The organism is Micromonospora sp. BQ11 (assembly GCF_052068135.1).
Lineage (GTDB): Bacteria > Actinomycetota > Actinomycetes > Mycobacteriales > Micromonosporaceae > Micromonospora.
Genome location: NZ_JBQHDB010000006.1, coordinates 168,455 through 183,482 on the forward strand (window position 1 = coordinate 168,455; position 15,028 = coordinate 183,482).

18 protein-coding genes are annotated in these 15,028 nt (G+C 71.9%); 5 read left to right on the top strand and 13 right to left on the bottom strand.

What is annotated here, in order from left to right:
- Positions 1–123: 123 nt before the first annotated feature.
- A complete protein-coding gene (locus ACTMSW_RS15045) occupies positions 124–906 on the top strand; it encodes an EI24 domain-containing protein (RefSeq protein WP_441181228.1) in 783 nt (260 codons plus the stop codon).
- A 1-nt stretch (position 907) separates the two neighbouring features.
- Positions 908–1,420, top strand: a complete 513-nt coding sequence (locus tag ACTMSW_RS15050) for an O-acetyl-ADP-ribose deacetylase (RefSeq protein ID WP_441181229.1) — start codon at positions 908–910, stop codon at positions 1,418–1,420.
- A gap of 78 nt (positions 1,421–1,498) precedes the next feature.
- Here ACTMSW_RS15050 and ACTMSW_RS15055 read toward each other — a convergent pair whose 3' ends face one another.
- Both ACTMSW_RS15055 and ACTMSW_RS15060 read right to left on the bottom strand, forming a co-directional pair.
- Positions 1,499–1,693, bottom strand: a complete 195-nt coding sequence (locus tag ACTMSW_RS15055; RefSeq protein ID WP_441181230.1) for a DUF397 domain-containing protein — start codon at positions 1,691–1,693, stop codon at positions 1,499–1,501.
- Complete coding sequence (locus ACTMSW_RS15060) at positions 1,684–2,451, bottom strand: DUF5753 domain-containing protein (RefSeq protein ID WP_441181231.1); 768 nt, start codon at positions 2,449–2,451, stop codon at positions 1,684–1,686. The genes ACTMSW_RS15055 and ACTMSW_RS15060 overlap by 10 nt, the downstream gene beginning before the upstream one ends.
- A 279-nt stretch (positions 2,452–2,730) precedes the next feature.
- Between ACTMSW_RS15060 and ACTMSW_RS15065 the strand changes: the two genes are divergently transcribed.
- On the top strand, positions 2,731–3,021 hold the full coding sequence (locus ACTMSW_RS15065) for a hypothetical protein (protein WP_441181232.1): 291 nt from the start codon (positions 2,731–2,733) through the stop codon (positions 3,019–3,021).
- Between the two features lie 24 nt (positions 3,022–3,045).
- Here the strand turns inward: ACTMSW_RS15065 and ACTMSW_RS15070 are convergent, their stop codons facing one another.
- The 8 genes from ACTMSW_RS15070 to ACTMSW_RS15105 form a co-directional block, all read right to left on the bottom strand.
- Complete coding sequence (locus tag ACTMSW_RS15070) at positions 3,046–3,939, bottom strand: GNAT family N-acetyltransferase (protein ID WP_441181233.1); 894 nt, start codon at positions 3,937–3,939, stop codon at positions 3,046–3,048.
- Complete coding sequence (locus ACTMSW_RS15075) at positions 3,936–4,334, bottom strand: RidA family protein (RefSeq protein ID WP_441181234.1); 399 nt, start codon at positions 4,332–4,334, stop codon at positions 3,936–3,938. The genes ACTMSW_RS15070 and ACTMSW_RS15075 overlap by 4 nt, the downstream gene beginning before the upstream one ends.
- 105 nt (positions 4,335–4,439) lie before the next feature.
- The gene (locus tag ACTMSW_RS15080) at positions 4,440–5,447 is read right to left on the bottom strand and encodes a LacI family DNA-binding transcriptional regulator (RefSeq protein ID WP_441181449.1); all 1,008 of its coding nucleotides are present in this window, start codon (positions 5,445–5,447) and stop codon (positions 4,440–4,442) included.
- Positions 5,448–5,466: 19 nt separating this feature from the next.
- Complete coding sequence (locus tag ACTMSW_RS15085) at positions 5,467–6,840, bottom strand: GH1 family beta-glucosidase (protein ID WP_441181235.1); 1,374 nt, start codon at positions 6,838–6,840, stop codon at positions 5,467–5,469.
- Positions 6,837–7,670, bottom strand: a complete 834-nt coding sequence (locus ACTMSW_RS15090) for a carbohydrate ABC transporter permease (RefSeq protein ID WP_441181236.1) — start codon at positions 7,668–7,670, stop codon at positions 6,837–6,839. The genes ACTMSW_RS15085 and ACTMSW_RS15090 overlap by 4 nt, the downstream gene beginning before the upstream one ends.
- On the bottom strand, positions 7,667–8,647 hold the full coding sequence (locus ACTMSW_RS15095) for a carbohydrate ABC transporter permease (protein WP_441181237.1): 981 nt from the start codon (positions 8,645–8,647) through the stop codon (positions 7,667–7,669). The genes ACTMSW_RS15090 and ACTMSW_RS15095 overlap by 4 nt, the downstream gene beginning before the upstream one ends.
- 91 nt (positions 8,648–8,738) lie before the next feature.
- Positions 8,739–10,049, bottom strand: coding sequence for an ABC transporter substrate-binding protein (locus ACTMSW_RS15100; protein ID WP_441181238.1), 1,311 nt, complete (start codon positions 10,047–10,049; stop codon positions 8,739–8,741).
- Positions 10,050–10,271: 222 nt separating this feature from the next.
- Positions 10,272–11,033, bottom strand: coding sequence for a maleylpyruvate isomerase family mycothiol-dependent enzyme (locus ACTMSW_RS15105; protein WP_441181239.1), 762 nt, complete (start codon positions 11,031–11,033; stop codon positions 10,272–10,274).
- Between the two features lie 71 nt (positions 11,034–11,104).
- Between ACTMSW_RS15105 and ACTMSW_RS15110 the strand changes: the two genes are divergently transcribed.
- Positions 11,105–12,187: a UDP-N-acetylmuramate dehydrogenase gene (locus ACTMSW_RS15110; RefSeq protein ID WP_441181240.1), complete on the top strand. Its 1,083-nt coding sequence runs from the start codon at positions 11,105–11,107 to the stop codon at positions 12,185–12,187.
- A 61-nt stretch (positions 12,188–12,248) separates the two neighbouring features.
- On the opposite strand, the gene ACTMSW_RS15115 is transcribed toward ACTMSW_RS15110, so the two are convergent.
- Complete coding sequence (locus ACTMSW_RS15115) at positions 12,249–12,797, bottom strand: MarR family winged helix-turn-helix transcriptional regulator (protein WP_441181241.1); 549 nt, start codon at positions 12,795–12,797, stop codon at positions 12,249–12,251.
- 19 nt (positions 12,798–12,816) lie between these two features.
- Between ACTMSW_RS15115 and ACTMSW_RS15120 the strand changes: the two genes are divergently transcribed.
- On the top strand, positions 12,817–13,266 hold the full coding sequence (locus ACTMSW_RS15120) for a hypothetical protein (protein ID WP_441181242.1): 450 nt from the start codon (positions 12,817–12,819) through the stop codon (positions 13,264–13,266).
- Positions 13,267–13,306: 40 nt separating this feature from the next.
- On the opposite strand, the gene ACTMSW_RS15125 is transcribed toward ACTMSW_RS15120, so the two are convergent.
- Complete coding sequence (locus ACTMSW_RS15125; RefSeq protein WP_441181243.1) at positions 13,307–14,107, bottom strand: class I SAM-dependent methyltransferase; 801 nt, start codon at positions 14,105–14,107, stop codon at positions 13,307–13,309.
- A 25-nt stretch (positions 14,108–14,132) separates the two neighbouring features.
- Positions 14,133–14,897: an SDR family NAD(P)-dependent oxidoreductase gene (locus ACTMSW_RS15130; protein ID WP_441181244.1), complete on the bottom strand. Its 765-nt coding sequence runs from the start codon at positions 14,895–14,897 to the stop codon at positions 14,133–14,135.
- Positions 14,898–15,028: the final 131 nt, after the last annotated feature.

Sequence of the window (15,028 nt, forward strand, 5' to 3'; positions counted from 1 at the left end):
CCAGGCGGCGGTGATCACCGGCGGCGGTGGTGGATCCCGGCGGTCCACCGACCGGTTGATGCGCCCGGCGGCTGGTTCGTGCTGCCGTGCCCCGCCCGCGCCGGGCCACTAGGCTCACCGGTCGTGACCGCACGCCCGAGATCCACCTCCGCCGTCGGCCGGTTCCTCTCCGGCGTCGGGCTGCTCCTGCGCGGCCTCGGCCTGTACGTCCGCAGCCCCGGCCTGATGCTGCTCGGCGTACTGCCGGCGCTGATCTCCGCCGTGCTCTTCGTGACCGCGTTCGTCCTCCTCGCGTACGTCGTGGACGACCTGGCGGCGCTCGTCACACCGTTCGCGGACGACTGGTCCAGCACCGCGCGGAGCCTGGTCCGGGTGATCGCGGGCCTGGCGTTCCTCGGGCTCGGCGGCCTGCTCGCGGTCGTCGGCTTCACGGCGGTCACCCTGGTGATTGGCGACCCGTTCTACGAGAAGATCTCCGAACGGGTCGAGGAGCGTCTCGGCGGTACGCCCGGCGGGGTCGAACTCTCCTTCTGGCCCTCCCTCCGGCGCAGCGCGGTGGACTCGCTGAAGCTGGTCGGCCTGTCGGTGCTGGTCGGCATCCCGCTCTTCGTCGCCGGATTCGTGCCGGTGGTCGGGCAGACCGTCGTACCGGTGATCGGTGCGGCGGTCGGCGGCTGGCTGCTCGCCCTGGAACTGACCGGCGCGGCCTTCTCGCGGCGCGGGCGGCGGCTGCCGGACCGGCGGGCCGCACTGCGCTCCGACCGCCCGATGGCGCTCGGCTTCGGCGTCGCCGTGTTCGTCTGCTTCCTGATCCCGTTCGGGGCGGTGCTGCTCATGCCCGCCGCGGTCGCCGGGGCGACCCTGCTCGCCCGCCGGTCGCTCGGCCTGCCCATCGAGGAGCGCTGACGTGGACATCGTGCTGGTCGAGGGGGACATCACCACCCAACGGGTGGACGTGGTCGTGAACGCCGCCAACTCGTCGCTGCTGGGCGGCGGGGGAGTGGACGGGGCGATCCACCGCAGGGGCGGGCCGGCGATCCTTGCCGAGTGCCGCGCGTTGCGGGCCTCGACGTACGAACGGGGCCTGCCGACCGGACAGGCGGTCGCCACCACCGCCGGGGACCTGCCGGCGCGGTGGGTGGTGCACACGGTCGGCCCGGTGTTCTCAGCCGGCGAGGACCGGTCGACGCTGCTGCGCGACTGCTACGCGAACAGTCTCCGGGTCGCCGACGACCTGGGCGCGACGACGGTGGCATTCCCGCTGGTCTCCGCGGGGATCTACGGCTGGCCGGTGGAGGACGCCGTCCGGCAGGCGCTGTCGGTGCTGCGGGCCGCCGAACCGACGCACGTCACCGAGGCCCGGCTGGTGCTCTTCGGCGCCGACACCGCCGCGGTCGCCCAGCGGGTGTACGCGGGCTGACGCCGACCGCGTTGCGCCGGCTCGCATCCCTCGTCGATCAGGTGCGATCCGACCGGAAGCCCCTCGGTGCGGTGCCGGTCAGCGGGCGGTGCGCTTCACCTCGGCGACGAAACCGCGCCACGCGGTCGGGGTGAAGGTGAGCGCCGGGCCGGTCGGGTCCTTGGAGTCCCGGATGCCGACGACGCCGGCAAGGTTGTCGGCCACCTCCACGCAGTCGCCGCCGTTACCGCCGCTCTTGGTGCTCTTGCGCCACCGTGCGTCGATCAGGTCCATGATCTGGCCGCTTCTCTCAGGAGATCCAGGGTTCGTCCGCGTGGAAGTGCCTCGCCACGAATGCGCTCCCAACGGCGTTCCAGGCTAACAAGCTCGGATGCCTGATCCAGGATCTGCGCCTGCGCGGGGCTGTCCACATGCGCCACTCGGGTGCCGTCCGGCATGTCGGCGATGGTGAACGGCCCGTCGAGCCCGGGGTAGCTGGGCGCATCCAGCGGCACGACGTGCAGTTGCACGCTCGGCAGGTCGGCGCAGGCCAGCAGGTGAATGAGCTGGTCCGCCATGAGCGCACGGCTGTCGCCGACCCGGCGCCGGAGAACTCCTTCGTCCAGCACCGCGACCAGCAGCGGGCCCCGCTCCCGCCGGAGGATCGCCTGCCGGCTCATCCGGGCGTCCGCGAGTTCGTCGGCGGCGTCGGCGGTCAGGACCCCGCCGGTGAGCGTGGCCCGCGCGTAGGCCGGGGTCTGGAGGAGGCCGGGTACCCATGCGAGCTGGAAGGCGCGCAGGGTGGTCGCTTCCCGCTCGATGTCCACCCACGGCCGGAACCACACCGGCTCGCGGCGCTTCACGATGTCCGGCCAGAGCGCGTCGACATCCTGCTCCAGCAGATCTGCGACCTTGACGCGATGTCGGCTCTGCGGAATGTGCCCCGGGTTTGCCCACCGGGCCACGGTCTTTGGATGGACACCCAGGTGACCAGCGAGGCTCTCGGCGGTGTGACCCGTGTGGGCGAGCGCTGCGACAAACGCGTGGTTCATGCCTGACCCTCCCCGGAACGAAGTGACTGTCCGAAGGAGATTACACAACGCTGTGTGATTGTCCGGCAACCGTCCGGCAGGGTGCTGTGTGGACGGCGCGAGCCGGTGGAGGTGAGGACGCCCGCCGGTCGCGCTGACCAGGGTCGCCGTGGGGCGAGGACTCACGGCGACCCCCTCCCCGACCACCGGACGAAGGAGCCACCGTTGCCGGACAAGCCGAAGCCGGCTCCCAAGCCGATGCCGCCGGGGGGACGGCGGGCGGGACCGGAGGTCGGTCCGGTGACGTTGACGGCAGGCGACGTGGTCCTGCTGACCCGCGCGGCGAGCCCGCAGTTCGCCCGGCCGATCACGGTTCGGGTGATCCGCGAGCTTTCCGACCGGTACCCGTACGAAGGCTGGTTCTGGTTCGAGGGGTACGAGCTGGACGTCCGTGGAGACGCGGTCCGTCGCCGCGAGTTGTACGCGCTGCGCGCCGGCGTACGCCGGATCACCGGCCCGCGGCACGAGATCCCCGCGGTCCCCGCCCCGGTTCGCCGCCGGTCCCCGGCTCGGACGGCGGTGCGGTCCTGATGCCGGGTCCGGACGCCGCAGGGGTCAGGGCTGCTCGCGCAGGCAGGACCACTGGGACGCCACCGCCCGGTAGCCGAGCCGGGCGTTGACCGCCAGCATCGGCGCGTTGGCCTCGTCGTTCGACGTGTACGCGACCCGGACGCCCCGGGCCGCGGCCCGGTGCAGGGCGGCGCGCTTCGCCAGCAGGGCGAACCCTCGTCCCCGGTGCTCGGGCAGGGTTCCCGTGTAGTCCGACCACATCCGGTCGCCGTCCCGCTTGACGACGCTGAACGACACCAGCTCGCCGTCGACCTCGACCGCCGTGCTGGCCTCCCGGTCCAGTCCCAGGTTGTCCCACACGTCGTACCGCCACTGGTCGTAGGTCACCACGTCGACCGGGACGTCGCCCGGCTCGTCGGCTGCGGCGGCGGCCTCCAGCCGGTGCACCCGGCGCGGGTCCAGCCCGGCCAGCGGATGCAGCGAGACGCCGGGCGGCGGCGTCGGGGCGGACGGGGCCGACCGCAGGTCCAGCGCCGAGTAGCGAACCTCCCGGCTCGGGGTGAAGCCGTGCCGGCGCGCGAACGACAGCGACTCCGGCTGCGCCCAGGTGCGGATCCGGCGTATGCCCAGCGCCGTGACACGGTCGAGCGCCCGCGTCACGAGCGCGTGCCCCAGGCCCCGCCGCCGGTGGGCCGGGTGGACGTGCGGGAGGGCGATCTCCCCGACGTCCGGCTCCGTGGTTCCGATGTTGCGGAAGGCGGACACCCAGCCGACGACCCGTCCGTCGACCTCCGCCACGTACGCCGTCCAGTCCTCGCCCGCTGGCGGTTCGGCGATCATCTTCCGGGTCGAGTCGACCCCGCGTACCAGATAGGGGTAAACGACCGCGCGCAGCGCCACCACGTCCGCCGCGTCGTCCGGACACGCGTCACGGATCACGGGGCCGGCACCGCCGCGACGGCCTCGACCTCGACGAGCTGGTCCGGGTAGCCGAGGACCGTCACCCCGAGCAGCGTGCTCGGCGGATCGTGGTCGCCGAACGCGTCGCGGACCACCTGCCAGACGGCGACCAGGTCGGCCCGTTCCGGCGAGGCCACGTACACCGTGGTCTTGACGACGTCGGCGAGCCGGGCGCCGGCCGCCGCGAGGGCGGTCTCCAGGTTGGCCATCACCTGCCGGGCCTGCGCCACCGGGTCACCCGGGGCGACGGTCGCGCCGTCGGCGTCGAGCGGGCACGCACCGGCGGCGAAGACCAGACGGGCGGGCGGTTCGACGGTGGCGACGTACGCGTACTCGGTGTGGGCGAGCGCGGGGACGTGAAGAAGGTGGGGCACGGGCCGACGCTAGCCCTCGCCACGGGCACTGCTCGACCGATTTTCGATGTTAAGAAGGGGCCCTTCATCTACCTGAGGCGTTAATAGGGTGCCCCTCCTTACACCTCATGCGGAGTCGCGGAGCACCAGTTCGGTGGGGAGGACCATGGACGGCTCGATGGTGTCGCCCGCGGCGAGCCGCAGCAGCTGCCGGGTGCCCTGCCGGCCGAGTTCCAGTATCGGCTGGCGGACCGTGGTCAACGGCGGGTCGGTGTACGCGGCGGTCTCGATGTCGTCGAAGCCGATCACCGCCACGTCGTCCGGCACCCGCCGTCCCGCCTCCCGCAGGGCCCGCATCGCGGCGTGCGCCATCAGGTCGGAGGCGGCGAACACCGCGTCCAGGTCGGGGTGCCGGGACAGCAACTGGCGCATCGCCGCCCCGCCGGACTCCCGGGTGAAGTCGCCGACGGCGACCAGCTCGGGCAGGCTCGCCGCGCTCACCGCCGCGCGGTAGCCGGCCAGCCGCTCCACCCCGGCGACCATGTCCTGCGGTCCGGCGATCGTCGCGATCCGCCGGCGTCCGCCGGCGATCAGGTGGCGCACGGCCGCGGTCACCCCGCCCACGTGGTCGACGTCGACGTACGGCACCGGCACGTCGCCGAGCATCCGGCCGCTGCACACCACCGGGATGCCCATCCGGGCCAGCCGGCCGGGCAACGGGTCGGCGCCGTGCAGCGAGGCGAACAGCACGCCGTCGACGTGCCGGCCGGTGGTGTACCGCTCCACGCGATCGTGCCCGGCCTGCGAGCCGGCCAGCATCAGCACGAGCTGCTTGTCGGCCGCCTCCAGCTCCTGCGCCGCGCCCCGGATGATCCCGGGGAAGACCTGGTCGTCGGAGAACACCCGGGTCGCCTCCTCGGGCAGGACCAGGGCGATGGAGTCGGTCCGCTGGGTGACCAGGCTGCGGGCGGCCAGGTTCGGCACGTACCCCAGCTCGGCGACCGCCCGGCGGACCGCCTCCTGGATCGGCTCGGCGACGGTGGTCGACCCGTTCACCACCCGGGACACCGTGGCGCGGGAAACCCCGGCGCGCCGGGCCACCGCCTCCAGGGTCGGCCGCTGCGCCGTCGTCATCGCTGGCATCACCACCTCGTCACAGCCCGTTCCGGGAGATCACCTCCTGGTACCACCGGGCACTGGACTTGAGTGTGCGCCGCTGGGTCAGGTAGTCCACGTGGACGATCCCGAATCGCTTTCGGTAACCCTCGGCCCACTCGAAGTTGTCCAGCAACGACCATACGAGATAACCGCGAAGATCCACGCCCCGGGCGATGGCCTCGTGCGCCGCCCGCAGGTGTCCGTCCAGGTACGCGATGCGGTCGGTGTCCTGCACCTCGCCGGCCGGATCCGACCCCGCCTTGTCCGGAAATGCCGCGCCGTTCTCGGTGACCAGCAGCGGCACGCCCGGGTAGTCGGTCGCGATCCGCTCCAGCAGCCGGGTCAGTCCGGCCGGCTCGATCATCCAGCCCATGTCGGTGAGCGGGCCGGTGGGCGGCAGGAACTCCACCGCGCCGTCGGTGCCCGGGTACGCGCCGCCGCCCCCGGCGCCGTCCGGCCGGCCGGCGACGTAGGTGGGCTGGTAGAAGTTCACGCCGAGCAGGTCGATCGGGGCGGCGATCAGCTTCTCGTCGCCGTCGCGGACGAACGTCGGCTCCACGATCCGGGCGACGTGCTCCAGCATGTCCTCCGGGTAGGCGGCGCGCAGCAGCGGGTCGAGGAAGATCCGGTTCTGGAGGCCGTCGACGAGGCGTACCGCGGCGGCGTCGGCGGCGCTGTCCGGGTCCGCCGCGCGCACGTCGGCCGGGTTGAGGGTGATCCCCACGGTCTCCGCGCCCGCCGCGCGCAGCGCGCGGGCCGCCAGGCCGTGCCCGAGCAGCAGATGGTGTACGGCGGTGAACGCCGCGCCCGCGTTCCGCTCGCCGGGGGCGTGCACCCCGTTGCCGTACCCGAGGTAGGCCGAGCACCACGGCTCGTTGAGCGTGGTCCAGGTGCCCACCCGGTCGCCGAGCCGGGCGTACACCGCCGTCGCGTACGTGGCGAAGTGCTCGGCGGTCTCCCGCGCCGTCCAGCCGCCCCGGTCCTCCAGGGCCTGCGGCAGGTCCCAGTGGTAGAGGGTGACGATCGGGTCGATCCCCCGAGCGAGCAGCGTGTCCACCAGCCGGTCGTAGAAGTCCAGGCCGCGCGGGTTGACCGGGCCGGTGCCGTCGGGCTGGATCCGGGGCCAGGCGATCGAGAAGCGGTACGTGTGCAGTCCCAGCTCCGCCATCAACGCCACGTCGTCGGCGTACCGGTGGTAGTGGTCGCAGGCGACGTCGCCGGTGTGGCCCTGGTGGACCTTGCCCGGCGTACGGCTGAAGGTGTCCCAGATCGACGGGCCGCGACCGTCGTCGCGGGCCGCGCCCTCGATCTGGTACGCGGCGGTGGCGGCGCCCCAGCGGAAGTTCTCGGGAAATCGAAGCTCGTTCACGCCTTGACCGCACCTTCCATGATGCCGCCGATGATCTGGCGGCCGAACACGATGAACACCAGCAGGAGGGGCAGGGTCGCGATGGCCGTCCCGGTGAACACCTGCGACATGTCCTGGTAGTAGCCGTCCGACAGGGCCCGCAGCGACAACTGGACCGTGGGGTTCTCCGGGTCGTTGAGCACGGCGTACGGCCAGAGGAAGTCGTTCCAGGTGGTCATGAAGGTGAGCAGGCCGAGCACGGCCGCGGCCGGGCGCAGGGCGGGAAGCACCACGTTCCAGTAGATGCGCGCGGTGTTGCAGCCGTCCACCCGGGCCGCCTCGATCAGCTCGGTGCTGACGGCCTGGCCCGCGTACTGCCGCATCATGAACACCCCGAACCCGGTCACCAGGGCGGGGACGATGACCGCCGGCAGCCGGTCGTTCCAGTTCAGCTTGGTCATCAGCAGGTAGAGCGGGATGACTCCGAGCTGGGTGGGCACCATCATGGTCGCGATGATCACCATGAGCATCGCGTTGCGTCCCCGGAACCGCAGCTTGGCGAAGGCGAAGCCGGCCAGGGTGGAGAAGAAGACCACCGAGACGGTGACCGTGGTCGCCACGATCGCCGAGTTGATCAGGCCGGTCAGGAAGTACGCGTCGGTGTTCGCGAACAGGCGCGCGATGTTGGCACCCAGGTTGCCGCCGGGGGTGACCGGCGGAGGCAGCTGCCCCATCGCGTCGCTGGACCGGCTGGCCACCACGAACATCCACCAGATCGGGAAGATCGAGGCGAAGGTGGCCACGATCAGCGCGCCGTACGTCAGGGGGCTGGCCCGCCACAGCCGGCTCATGACCGGTCTCCCTTCCCGGCGCCCAGTCGCCGGATGATCAGCACGTTGATCGCCGCGACGACGGCGATGAGGACGAAGAGCAGCCAGGCGACCGCCGAGCCGTAGCCGAAGTTGTAGTACGGCGCGAAGGCGTTCTCGAACATGTACATGGTCATCGTCTGCGACTCCCGCATCGGTCCACCCCGGATCGCGTTGGTGCCGGAGTGGAAGAGCCGGGGCTCGGTGAAGAGCTGGAGCCCGCCGATCGTGGAGATGATGACCGCGAAGATGATCGTCGGCTTGAGCAGCGGAACGGTGATCGACCAGAACTGCCGGACCCGGTTGGCACCGTCGATCGCGGCGGACTCGTAGAGGTCGCGGGGGATGGCCTGCATGGCGGCCAGGAAGATCAGCGCGTTGTAGCCCGTCCACCGCCAGTCGACCATCGCCGAGATGGCCACCCAGGAGGCCACCCGGTTGGACTTCCAGTCCACCCCGTCGAGACCGACCAGGTCGAGCAGCCAGTTGATCATGCCGAACTCGCGCCCGAACAGCACCCCGAACACGATCGCCACGGCGGCGGTGGAGGTCACGTTGGGGATCAGCACCGCCATCCGCCACCCGGTGCGCGCCCGTAGCTGCCGGTTGAGCATGTTGGCCAGCCAGAGCGCCGCCAGCAGCTGCGGGACGGTGGAGATGACGAAGATGCCCAGCGTGTTGACCACCGCGTGCCAGAAGTCCGGGTCGGCCAGCAGCCGGGTGTAGTTCTCCGCGCCGACGAAGGCCGGGTTGCTGCCGAGCAGGTCCCAGTCGTGCAGCGACACCCAGAAGGTGTACGCCAGCGGGTAGGCCCCGAAGATCGCGAACAGCACGAAGAACGGGGCGATGTACAGGTAGGGCGACCACTTCGTGTCGAACCGGCTGAGCCGGTGCGACCGTTCGGGTCGTACGGGTGACGCCGCCACGACCGGCGGCCGCGCGTCGAGCTGCACGCTCACGGCCCGGGACTCCTTTCCACGCCGCCCGTCCCCACCGGCCGGGCCGCCGACGACTCGTCGGCGGCCGGACCGGTGGGCGGGCGGGGAGCGGTTACTTGGCGGCGGCCTTCTTCGCGTTGTTCACCGCGTCGGTCCAGCCCTGGTCGGGGCTGCGCTGGCCGAGTTCGACCGTGCGGACGGCGTTCTCCACCTCGGTGCGGACGGCCTGGTTCTTCGGACCCATGTAGACCGGCTTCAGGTTCTTCGCGCCGGCGGCGAAGATCTGCCCGACGGGGGCGTCCGAAAAGTACGGGTTGGTGGAACCGGTGATCGCCGGGTCGTCCAGGGCCTGCGGCGAGGAGGGCAGCGGACCCTTGGCCTTGAACGCGCCGATCTGGCCCTTGGCGCTGGTCAGGAACTTCGCCAGCTCGATCGCCTCGGCCTGGTGCTTGCTCTGCTTCGGCACGGCCAGGTAGGAGCCGCCCCAGTTGCCGCCGTCACCGGGCACGTCGGCGATGTCCCACTTGCCCTTGCCGGCCGGGCCGGCATTGCCCTCGATGACGCCGGTCATCCAGGCCGGGCAGGCGATGGTGGCGAACTTCGCCTGCTTGAACGCCGAGACCCACTCCTCCGACCAGGAGCCGTACTTGCCGGAGAGGCCGGAGTCGATGATGTCCATGGTGGTGTCCCACGCCTGCTTCACGGCCGGGTTGCTGTCGACCACGAGGTTGTCGCTCGTGTCGTAGTAGTGGTAGCCCTGCGCGTTGCCGGCGGTCTGTAGCACGATCGTGTTGAACGTGTTCGTGGCGGCGTCGAGGAAGGACGCCCCGGTCTTCGCGGCGGTGAACTTCTCGCCGGTCGCGATGTAGTCCTGCCAGGTCGGCCAGAGCTTGCTGACCGCGTCCCGTTCGGTGGGCAGCCCGGCCTTGGCGAACAGGTCCTTGCGGTAGCACATGGCCATGCCACCGACGTCGGTGCCGAGGCCGATGAGCTGCTTGCCGTCGGCGGTGAGCCCGGCGTTCCACTTCCACTCCAGGAAGTTGCCCTTCAGCTCGGCCGCGCCGTGATCGAGCAGGTTGACGAAGTTGCCCGGGTTGGCCTTGTACTCGACCAGCAGGCCCTCCTCGATGGCGACCACGTCGCCGGCCCCCTTGCCGGCGGCCAACCACTGGGTCAGCTTGGGCGAGTACTCGTCGAGGTTGCCCCCGGTGCCCCGTTCGACGATCTTCACGTCGGGGTGGCTGGCCATGTACTCCTTGTACAGCTCTTCGTAGCCGAACTGGCCGAAGACGTCGACGGTCAACGTGATCGGGCCGTCGGCGGCGTCCTCCGCGTCGCCCCCTCCGCAGGCGGCGGTGGCGAGCAGGGCGGTGGCGGCGGCGAGAGCGACCGCCGCGCGGCGGCGGAGCGTATTGGCACCCATGTGTCTCGGACCCCTCTCAGGTCGGGTGGGTGGTGGTCGTCGGTGATTCTGAGAGAGCGCTCTCACGCAGCCTGTCCGCTCGCCCCCCGCCTGTCAAGAGAGCGCTCTCCAAGGCACCGAGAAAAGGGTGCAGTTACACGGAAAGAGTGGTCATTCCCGATGGAATGACCACTCTTTCCGTGAAAGTGCGGGGTAGGGGGGTGGGGGGTGGGGGGTGGGGGCTCAGCCTGTGCGGAGGCCGTTTAGGAGGGCGCGTTCGCCTGTTACGCCCAGGGTGTCGAAGCTGACCCGGCCCCACAGTGCCAGCAGCAGGTCGCTGGCGGTCCCCGCCACCTGCACCCGGGCGTGGTGGTCGTCGTGGTCGAAGATCGTGGCGGTGTCCAGCAGGGCCACGCCCTCGCCGCGCAGCCGCAGGAACCAGTCCTGCCCGGCGTCCGTCGCCGTCAGATGCACCACCCCGTGCCACGGCCCGGGGTGGAGCCGCCGGCCGGCCGGGAGCCAGGTGTCCAGCACCTCGCTCACCCCGTCGGCCGCGAGCTTCGCCTCGATCGGCTCACCGGCGGCGATGGCGAGCTGCGCGTCCCAGCGGTGCACCGCCGTCTCGTGCGCCATCCGGCGGGCCCAGAAGCCCGCCTTCTTGGGCTGCGGTGCCCAGTTCCACGCCGGCGCCTCCGGGTCGAGCCCGTCGAGGAGGGTCATCAGCTGGTCGTACGACTGCTGCCAGACCTGGAGCGCCGTGGCGCCGGCCTCCAGCTCGGCGCGCTGCGCCCGGGTCGGAGGTGCGGTGGCGACCTGCGAACCGGCGAAGGAGTGGACCCAGCGGTAGATGCCGGCCAGATGCAGGGTCAGATCGCCGACCGTCCAGCCGGGGCACGAGAGGACGGGGGTCTCCGGCGGGGCCTCCGCCACCGCGGCGGCGAACGTCGGGCCCTCCGCCCGCAGCGCCCCGATCCAGAAGTCCTTCGTCACGTGCAGTCTGCTCATCGCCAATCCTCCCGGGGGTGACCGGGCCACCAGTGGGTGCCGCGGCTACCCCTCAGCCTAGGGTGAAAGGCGTGTCAGACGTCTACGCCCAGCCGACGACCGGAGCCAAACCCGACAGCGAGTGCCATCTGGCGCCATACACGACATTGCGCCTGGGTGGCGTGGCCGATCGGGTCGTCACCGCCACCACCGCCGACGACATCGTCCAAGCGGTCCGGGAGGCCGACGGTCCGGTCCTGGTGCTCGCCGGTGGCAGCAACGTGGTGATCGGCGACGCCGGCTTCGCCGGCACCGTGGTCCTGGTCCGCTCCCGCGGAGTCCGCGTGCTCGACGAGGACGACGACACCGTCACCGTACGCGTCGAGGCCGGCGAGCCGTGGGACGACCTGGTCGCCCGTACCGTCGCCAACGGCTGGTCCGGGTTGGAGTGCCTCTCCGGCATCCCCGGCTCCACCGGCGCCACCCCGATCCAGAACGTCGGGGCGTACGGGCAGGAGGTCGCCGAGACCATCACCGGCGTGCAGGTCTACGACCGGGTGGCCGGCACCACCGACCGGATCGCCGCCGCCGACTGCGGCTTCGCGTACCGGTCGAGCATCTTCAAGTACAGCGACCGCTGGGTGGTCCTCTCGGTCGACTTCCGACTCGGCAGATCCCCGCTCAGCGGCCCGATCCGGTACGCGGAACTGGCCCGATCCCTCGGCGTCGAGGTGGGGGGCCGGGTGCCGCTGGCCGACGCGCGGGCCACCGTCCTGCGGCTGCGCGCCGGAAAGGGCATGGTGCTGGACGGCGTCGACCCGGACACGTGGTCGGTCGGCTCGTTCTTCACCAACCCGGTGCTCGACCGGGCGGCGTACGAGCGGCTGCGGGAGCGGGCCGCCGACATCGGCGAGCCGCCGGCCTGGCCGAGCACGGGAGACACGGTGAAGGTCAGCGCCGCGTGGTTGATCGACAAGGCCGGCTTCGGCAAGGGCCACCCGGGCCTCGGGGGCGTCGCCATCTCCACCAAGCACACCCTGGCGCTGACCAACCGCAGTGGCACCGCCACCACGGCCGCCCTGGTGGCGCTGGCCCGCGAGATCCGCGACGGCGTCCAGTCCCGCTTCGGCGTGACCCTCCACCCCGAACCCGTCCTGGTCAACTGCGCCATCTGACCGCCCCACCGGTAACCTCCCGGCTCCTGTGTCATGAGCGGGGCCGCCTCGAGGGTGGATCTCAGCGCCTCTGATCATCTGCCCGCGAGCCCGTGCCGGCTCGGCTCCGGTCGGGCACCGACGGGCCTTCCCGTCGCAGATTCCGCGCGTGCTCGCGGCTCACCTGCGACAGGTCGCGCACGATGGTGGTCATCCGACGCACCTCCGTGCTGGGCAGCGTGCCGAGCAGCGCACTCGCGGCCTCTACCACCGGGCGCCACACCGCCTCCCGTAACTCGCCGTGCTGAGCAGAGATCCGGATCAGATGTGCGCGTCGGTCGTCACGGCTGGGCTCCCGGGTCACGTAACCGGCGGCCACCAGGCGATCTGTGATCTTGGTGATGGCCGCGGGACTGAGCTGGCTCAACTCGGCGAGCCGGCGCGCGTTCATCTCCCCTTCGCGCTGCAGGATCTCCAGGCAGTGCAGGTCGTTGCGATTGATCCGGTACCGGGCGGCGACGGCGTCGAGCAGCACCTCGGTGGCCGAGTGCAGCTCTCGCATCGCGGCCAGCGCACCCGTGACCTCAGGTCGCGTCCGGCCGGTACCCGTCGTCACGTCAGGTTGCTCCACGGCGTGTATATTACACGCCGTGTACCATCTTGGATCCGCCATCCTGACGCACGACGGCCCACTCGCCGGCCGGGCGGCGCGACTCGCCACGGCGCTGTACGTGCTGTGGGGTGTCCTGCACCTGGGCCTCGGCGTCGTGATGCTGATGGGCAGCCCGCCCGCCGATCCGCCGCAGGCCGAGCTGGCGGCGGAGAGCCGGATGTTCTTCGTGTGTGCGGTGGTCTTCGGCGCTCAAGCCATCGCCGTGGCGCTGGCGATGAACCGGGTGAACAGCCGATTCGGGCACTGGCTCAACCTGCTCACCCTCGGCGCGGTCGACCTTGCATTCGTCGTGGTCCTCGTCGTCCCCGGTCACGTGGACCTTGTCGGCGGTCTGTCCGGGCCGGTGATCTGGCTTCTCGCGGCGACCGCCTCGGCGGTCGCACGACACGCCGGGTCGGGTCCAGGTCAACGGCACCCGGACAGCTAGCCCCACCCGGAGGGCTGCGCCCCGCCGTTGCGTGGAGAGGTCAGGTCGGGCTCACCGCTTGCCAGGGGACCGTTAGTTCGCCGTGCCGCCAGCGGCGGGGGCCGTCCAGGACGGGCCAGCCGGACTCGCGGACCGCCGTCACCGTACGGAGCCAGCGTTGGCGGGGGCCGAAGGGGGCGTAGCCGGCGGCGGCGTGCCAGGCGTCGTCCAGGGCGCGCAGGAGATCGTGGATCCGTTCCCCGGGTACGTTGCGGTGGATCAGCGCCTTCGGCAGCCGCTCCGCGAGCTGTCCGGGGCTCTCGAACGTGGTCAGTTTCGCGGCGAGGGTCAGCGTGCGGGGTCCCGCGGTGTCCAGCAGCACCCACCCGCCGAGGCGGCCCAGCTCGTCGCAGGTCCCCTCGACCAGCAGCCCGCCCGGCGCGAGCCCGGCGGTGACGGTCCGCCAGGCCGCCCCGGCCTCGCTCTCGTCGTACTGCCGCAGCACGTTGAAGGCGCGGACCAGGGCGGGGCGGAGCCCGGCCAGCTCGAAGCCGCCCCGGGCGAAGGTGAGGCCGGGCGGGTCGGCGGCGGGTGCGGCGGCGGCGACGCGTACTGGATCGATCTCCAGGCCGACCACCCGGACGTCGGCACGGACCGCGGTGGCCAGCCGGGCGCGCAGCTCCACGGCGGTGACCGGGGAGGCACCGTAACCGAGGTCGACCACCAGCGGGTCGGCGGCGGCGCGCAGCGCGTCACCGCAGGTCTCGACGATCCAGTTGTCCACCCGACGGAGCCGGTTCGGGTTGGTCGTACCCCGGGTGACCGCGCCGACCGGCCGGTGCCGGCCCGCCCCGCCCGTCACCGTGCCACCGACCCGCCCGAGCGGCTCACGTGACCCGATGGACCTTGTGCTGCGCGGCCTGCGCGAGGGGACGGACGACCAGACGGTCCACGTTGACGTGGTGCGGTCGGGTCGCGCACCAGGCGATGCAGTCGGCCACGTCGTCGGCGACCAGCGGCTCGGCCACCCCGGCGTAGACGCCCGCCGCGCGCTCGGCGTCGCCGTCGAAGCGGACCAGCGCGAACTCGTCGGTCCGCACCATGCCGGGATCGATCTCGACCACCCGGACCGGGCGGCCGCACAGCTCCAGCCGCAGCGTGCCGGCCACCGCCGTCTGCGCGTGCTTCGCGGCGGCGTAGCCGCCCCCGCCCTCGTACACGGTGAAGCCGGCGGTCGAGGAGACGACCACGATGGTGCCGGCGCCGGACGCCTCCAGCGCGGGCAGCAGCGCCTGGGTGACGCGCAGGGTGCCGAGCACGTTCACGTCGTACATCCACTGCCAGTCACCGACCGACCCGGTCTCCACCGGGTCGAGACCGCGCGCGCCGCCGGCGTTGTTGACCAGCAGCGTGACCTCCCCCGGCGCGGCCTGGGCCGCCGCCGCCAGCCCGGCCACCGACTCGTCGGAGGTGACGTCGCAGGCCACCGCGGTGGCCGCGCCACCGGCGGCCTCGATCTCCGCGACCAGCGCGGCCAGTCTCCCGGTACGCCGGGCGGCGGCCAGCACGTGGAAACCCTCGGCGGCGAGGCGACGGGCGGTGGCCGCACCGATCCCGCTGGACGCTCCGGTGACGACGGCGACAGAGGTCATCCGGCCATTCTCACCCGCGACGGGACCTGCCGGCGTGATGAGGTCCGTCACGCCGGGGACCCGCCTCGCGGTATTACCGATGCCCGATGGGGAAGATGAGATCCGGCGTGGAGGTTGACCGAGAAGCGCCG

Bases quoted from the DNA above. Each gene is read 5' to 3' on its own strand.
- ACTMSW_RS15055 (WP_441181230.1), bottom strand. From the start codon at position 1,693: ATGGACCTGATCGACGCACGGTGGCGCAAGAGCACCAAGAGCGGCGGT.
- ACTMSW_RS15060 (WP_441181231.1), bottom strand. From the start codon at position 2,451: ATGAACCACGCGTTTGTCGCAGCGCTCGCCCACACGGGTCACACCGCC.
- ACTMSW_RS15080 (WP_441181449.1), bottom strand. From the start codon at position 5,447: ATGACGACGGCGCAGCGGCCGACCCTGGAGGCGGTGGCCCGGCGCGCC.
- ACTMSW_RS15090 (WP_441181236.1), bottom strand. From the start codon at position 7,670: ATGAGCCGGCTGTGGCGGGCCAGCCCCCTGACGTACGGCGCGCTGATC.
- ACTMSW_RS15100 (WP_441181238.1), bottom strand. From the start codon at position 10,049: ATGGGTGCCAATACGCTCCGCCGCCGCGCGGCGGTCGCTCTCGCCGCC.
- ACTMSW_RS15105 (WP_441181239.1), bottom strand. From the start codon at position 11,033: ATGAGCAGACTGCACGTGACGAAGGACTTCTGGATCGGGGCGCTGCGG.
- ACTMSW_RS15130 (WP_441181244.1), bottom strand. From the start codon at position 14,897: ATGACCTCTGTCGCCGTCGTCACCGGAGCGTCCAGCGGGATCGGTGCG.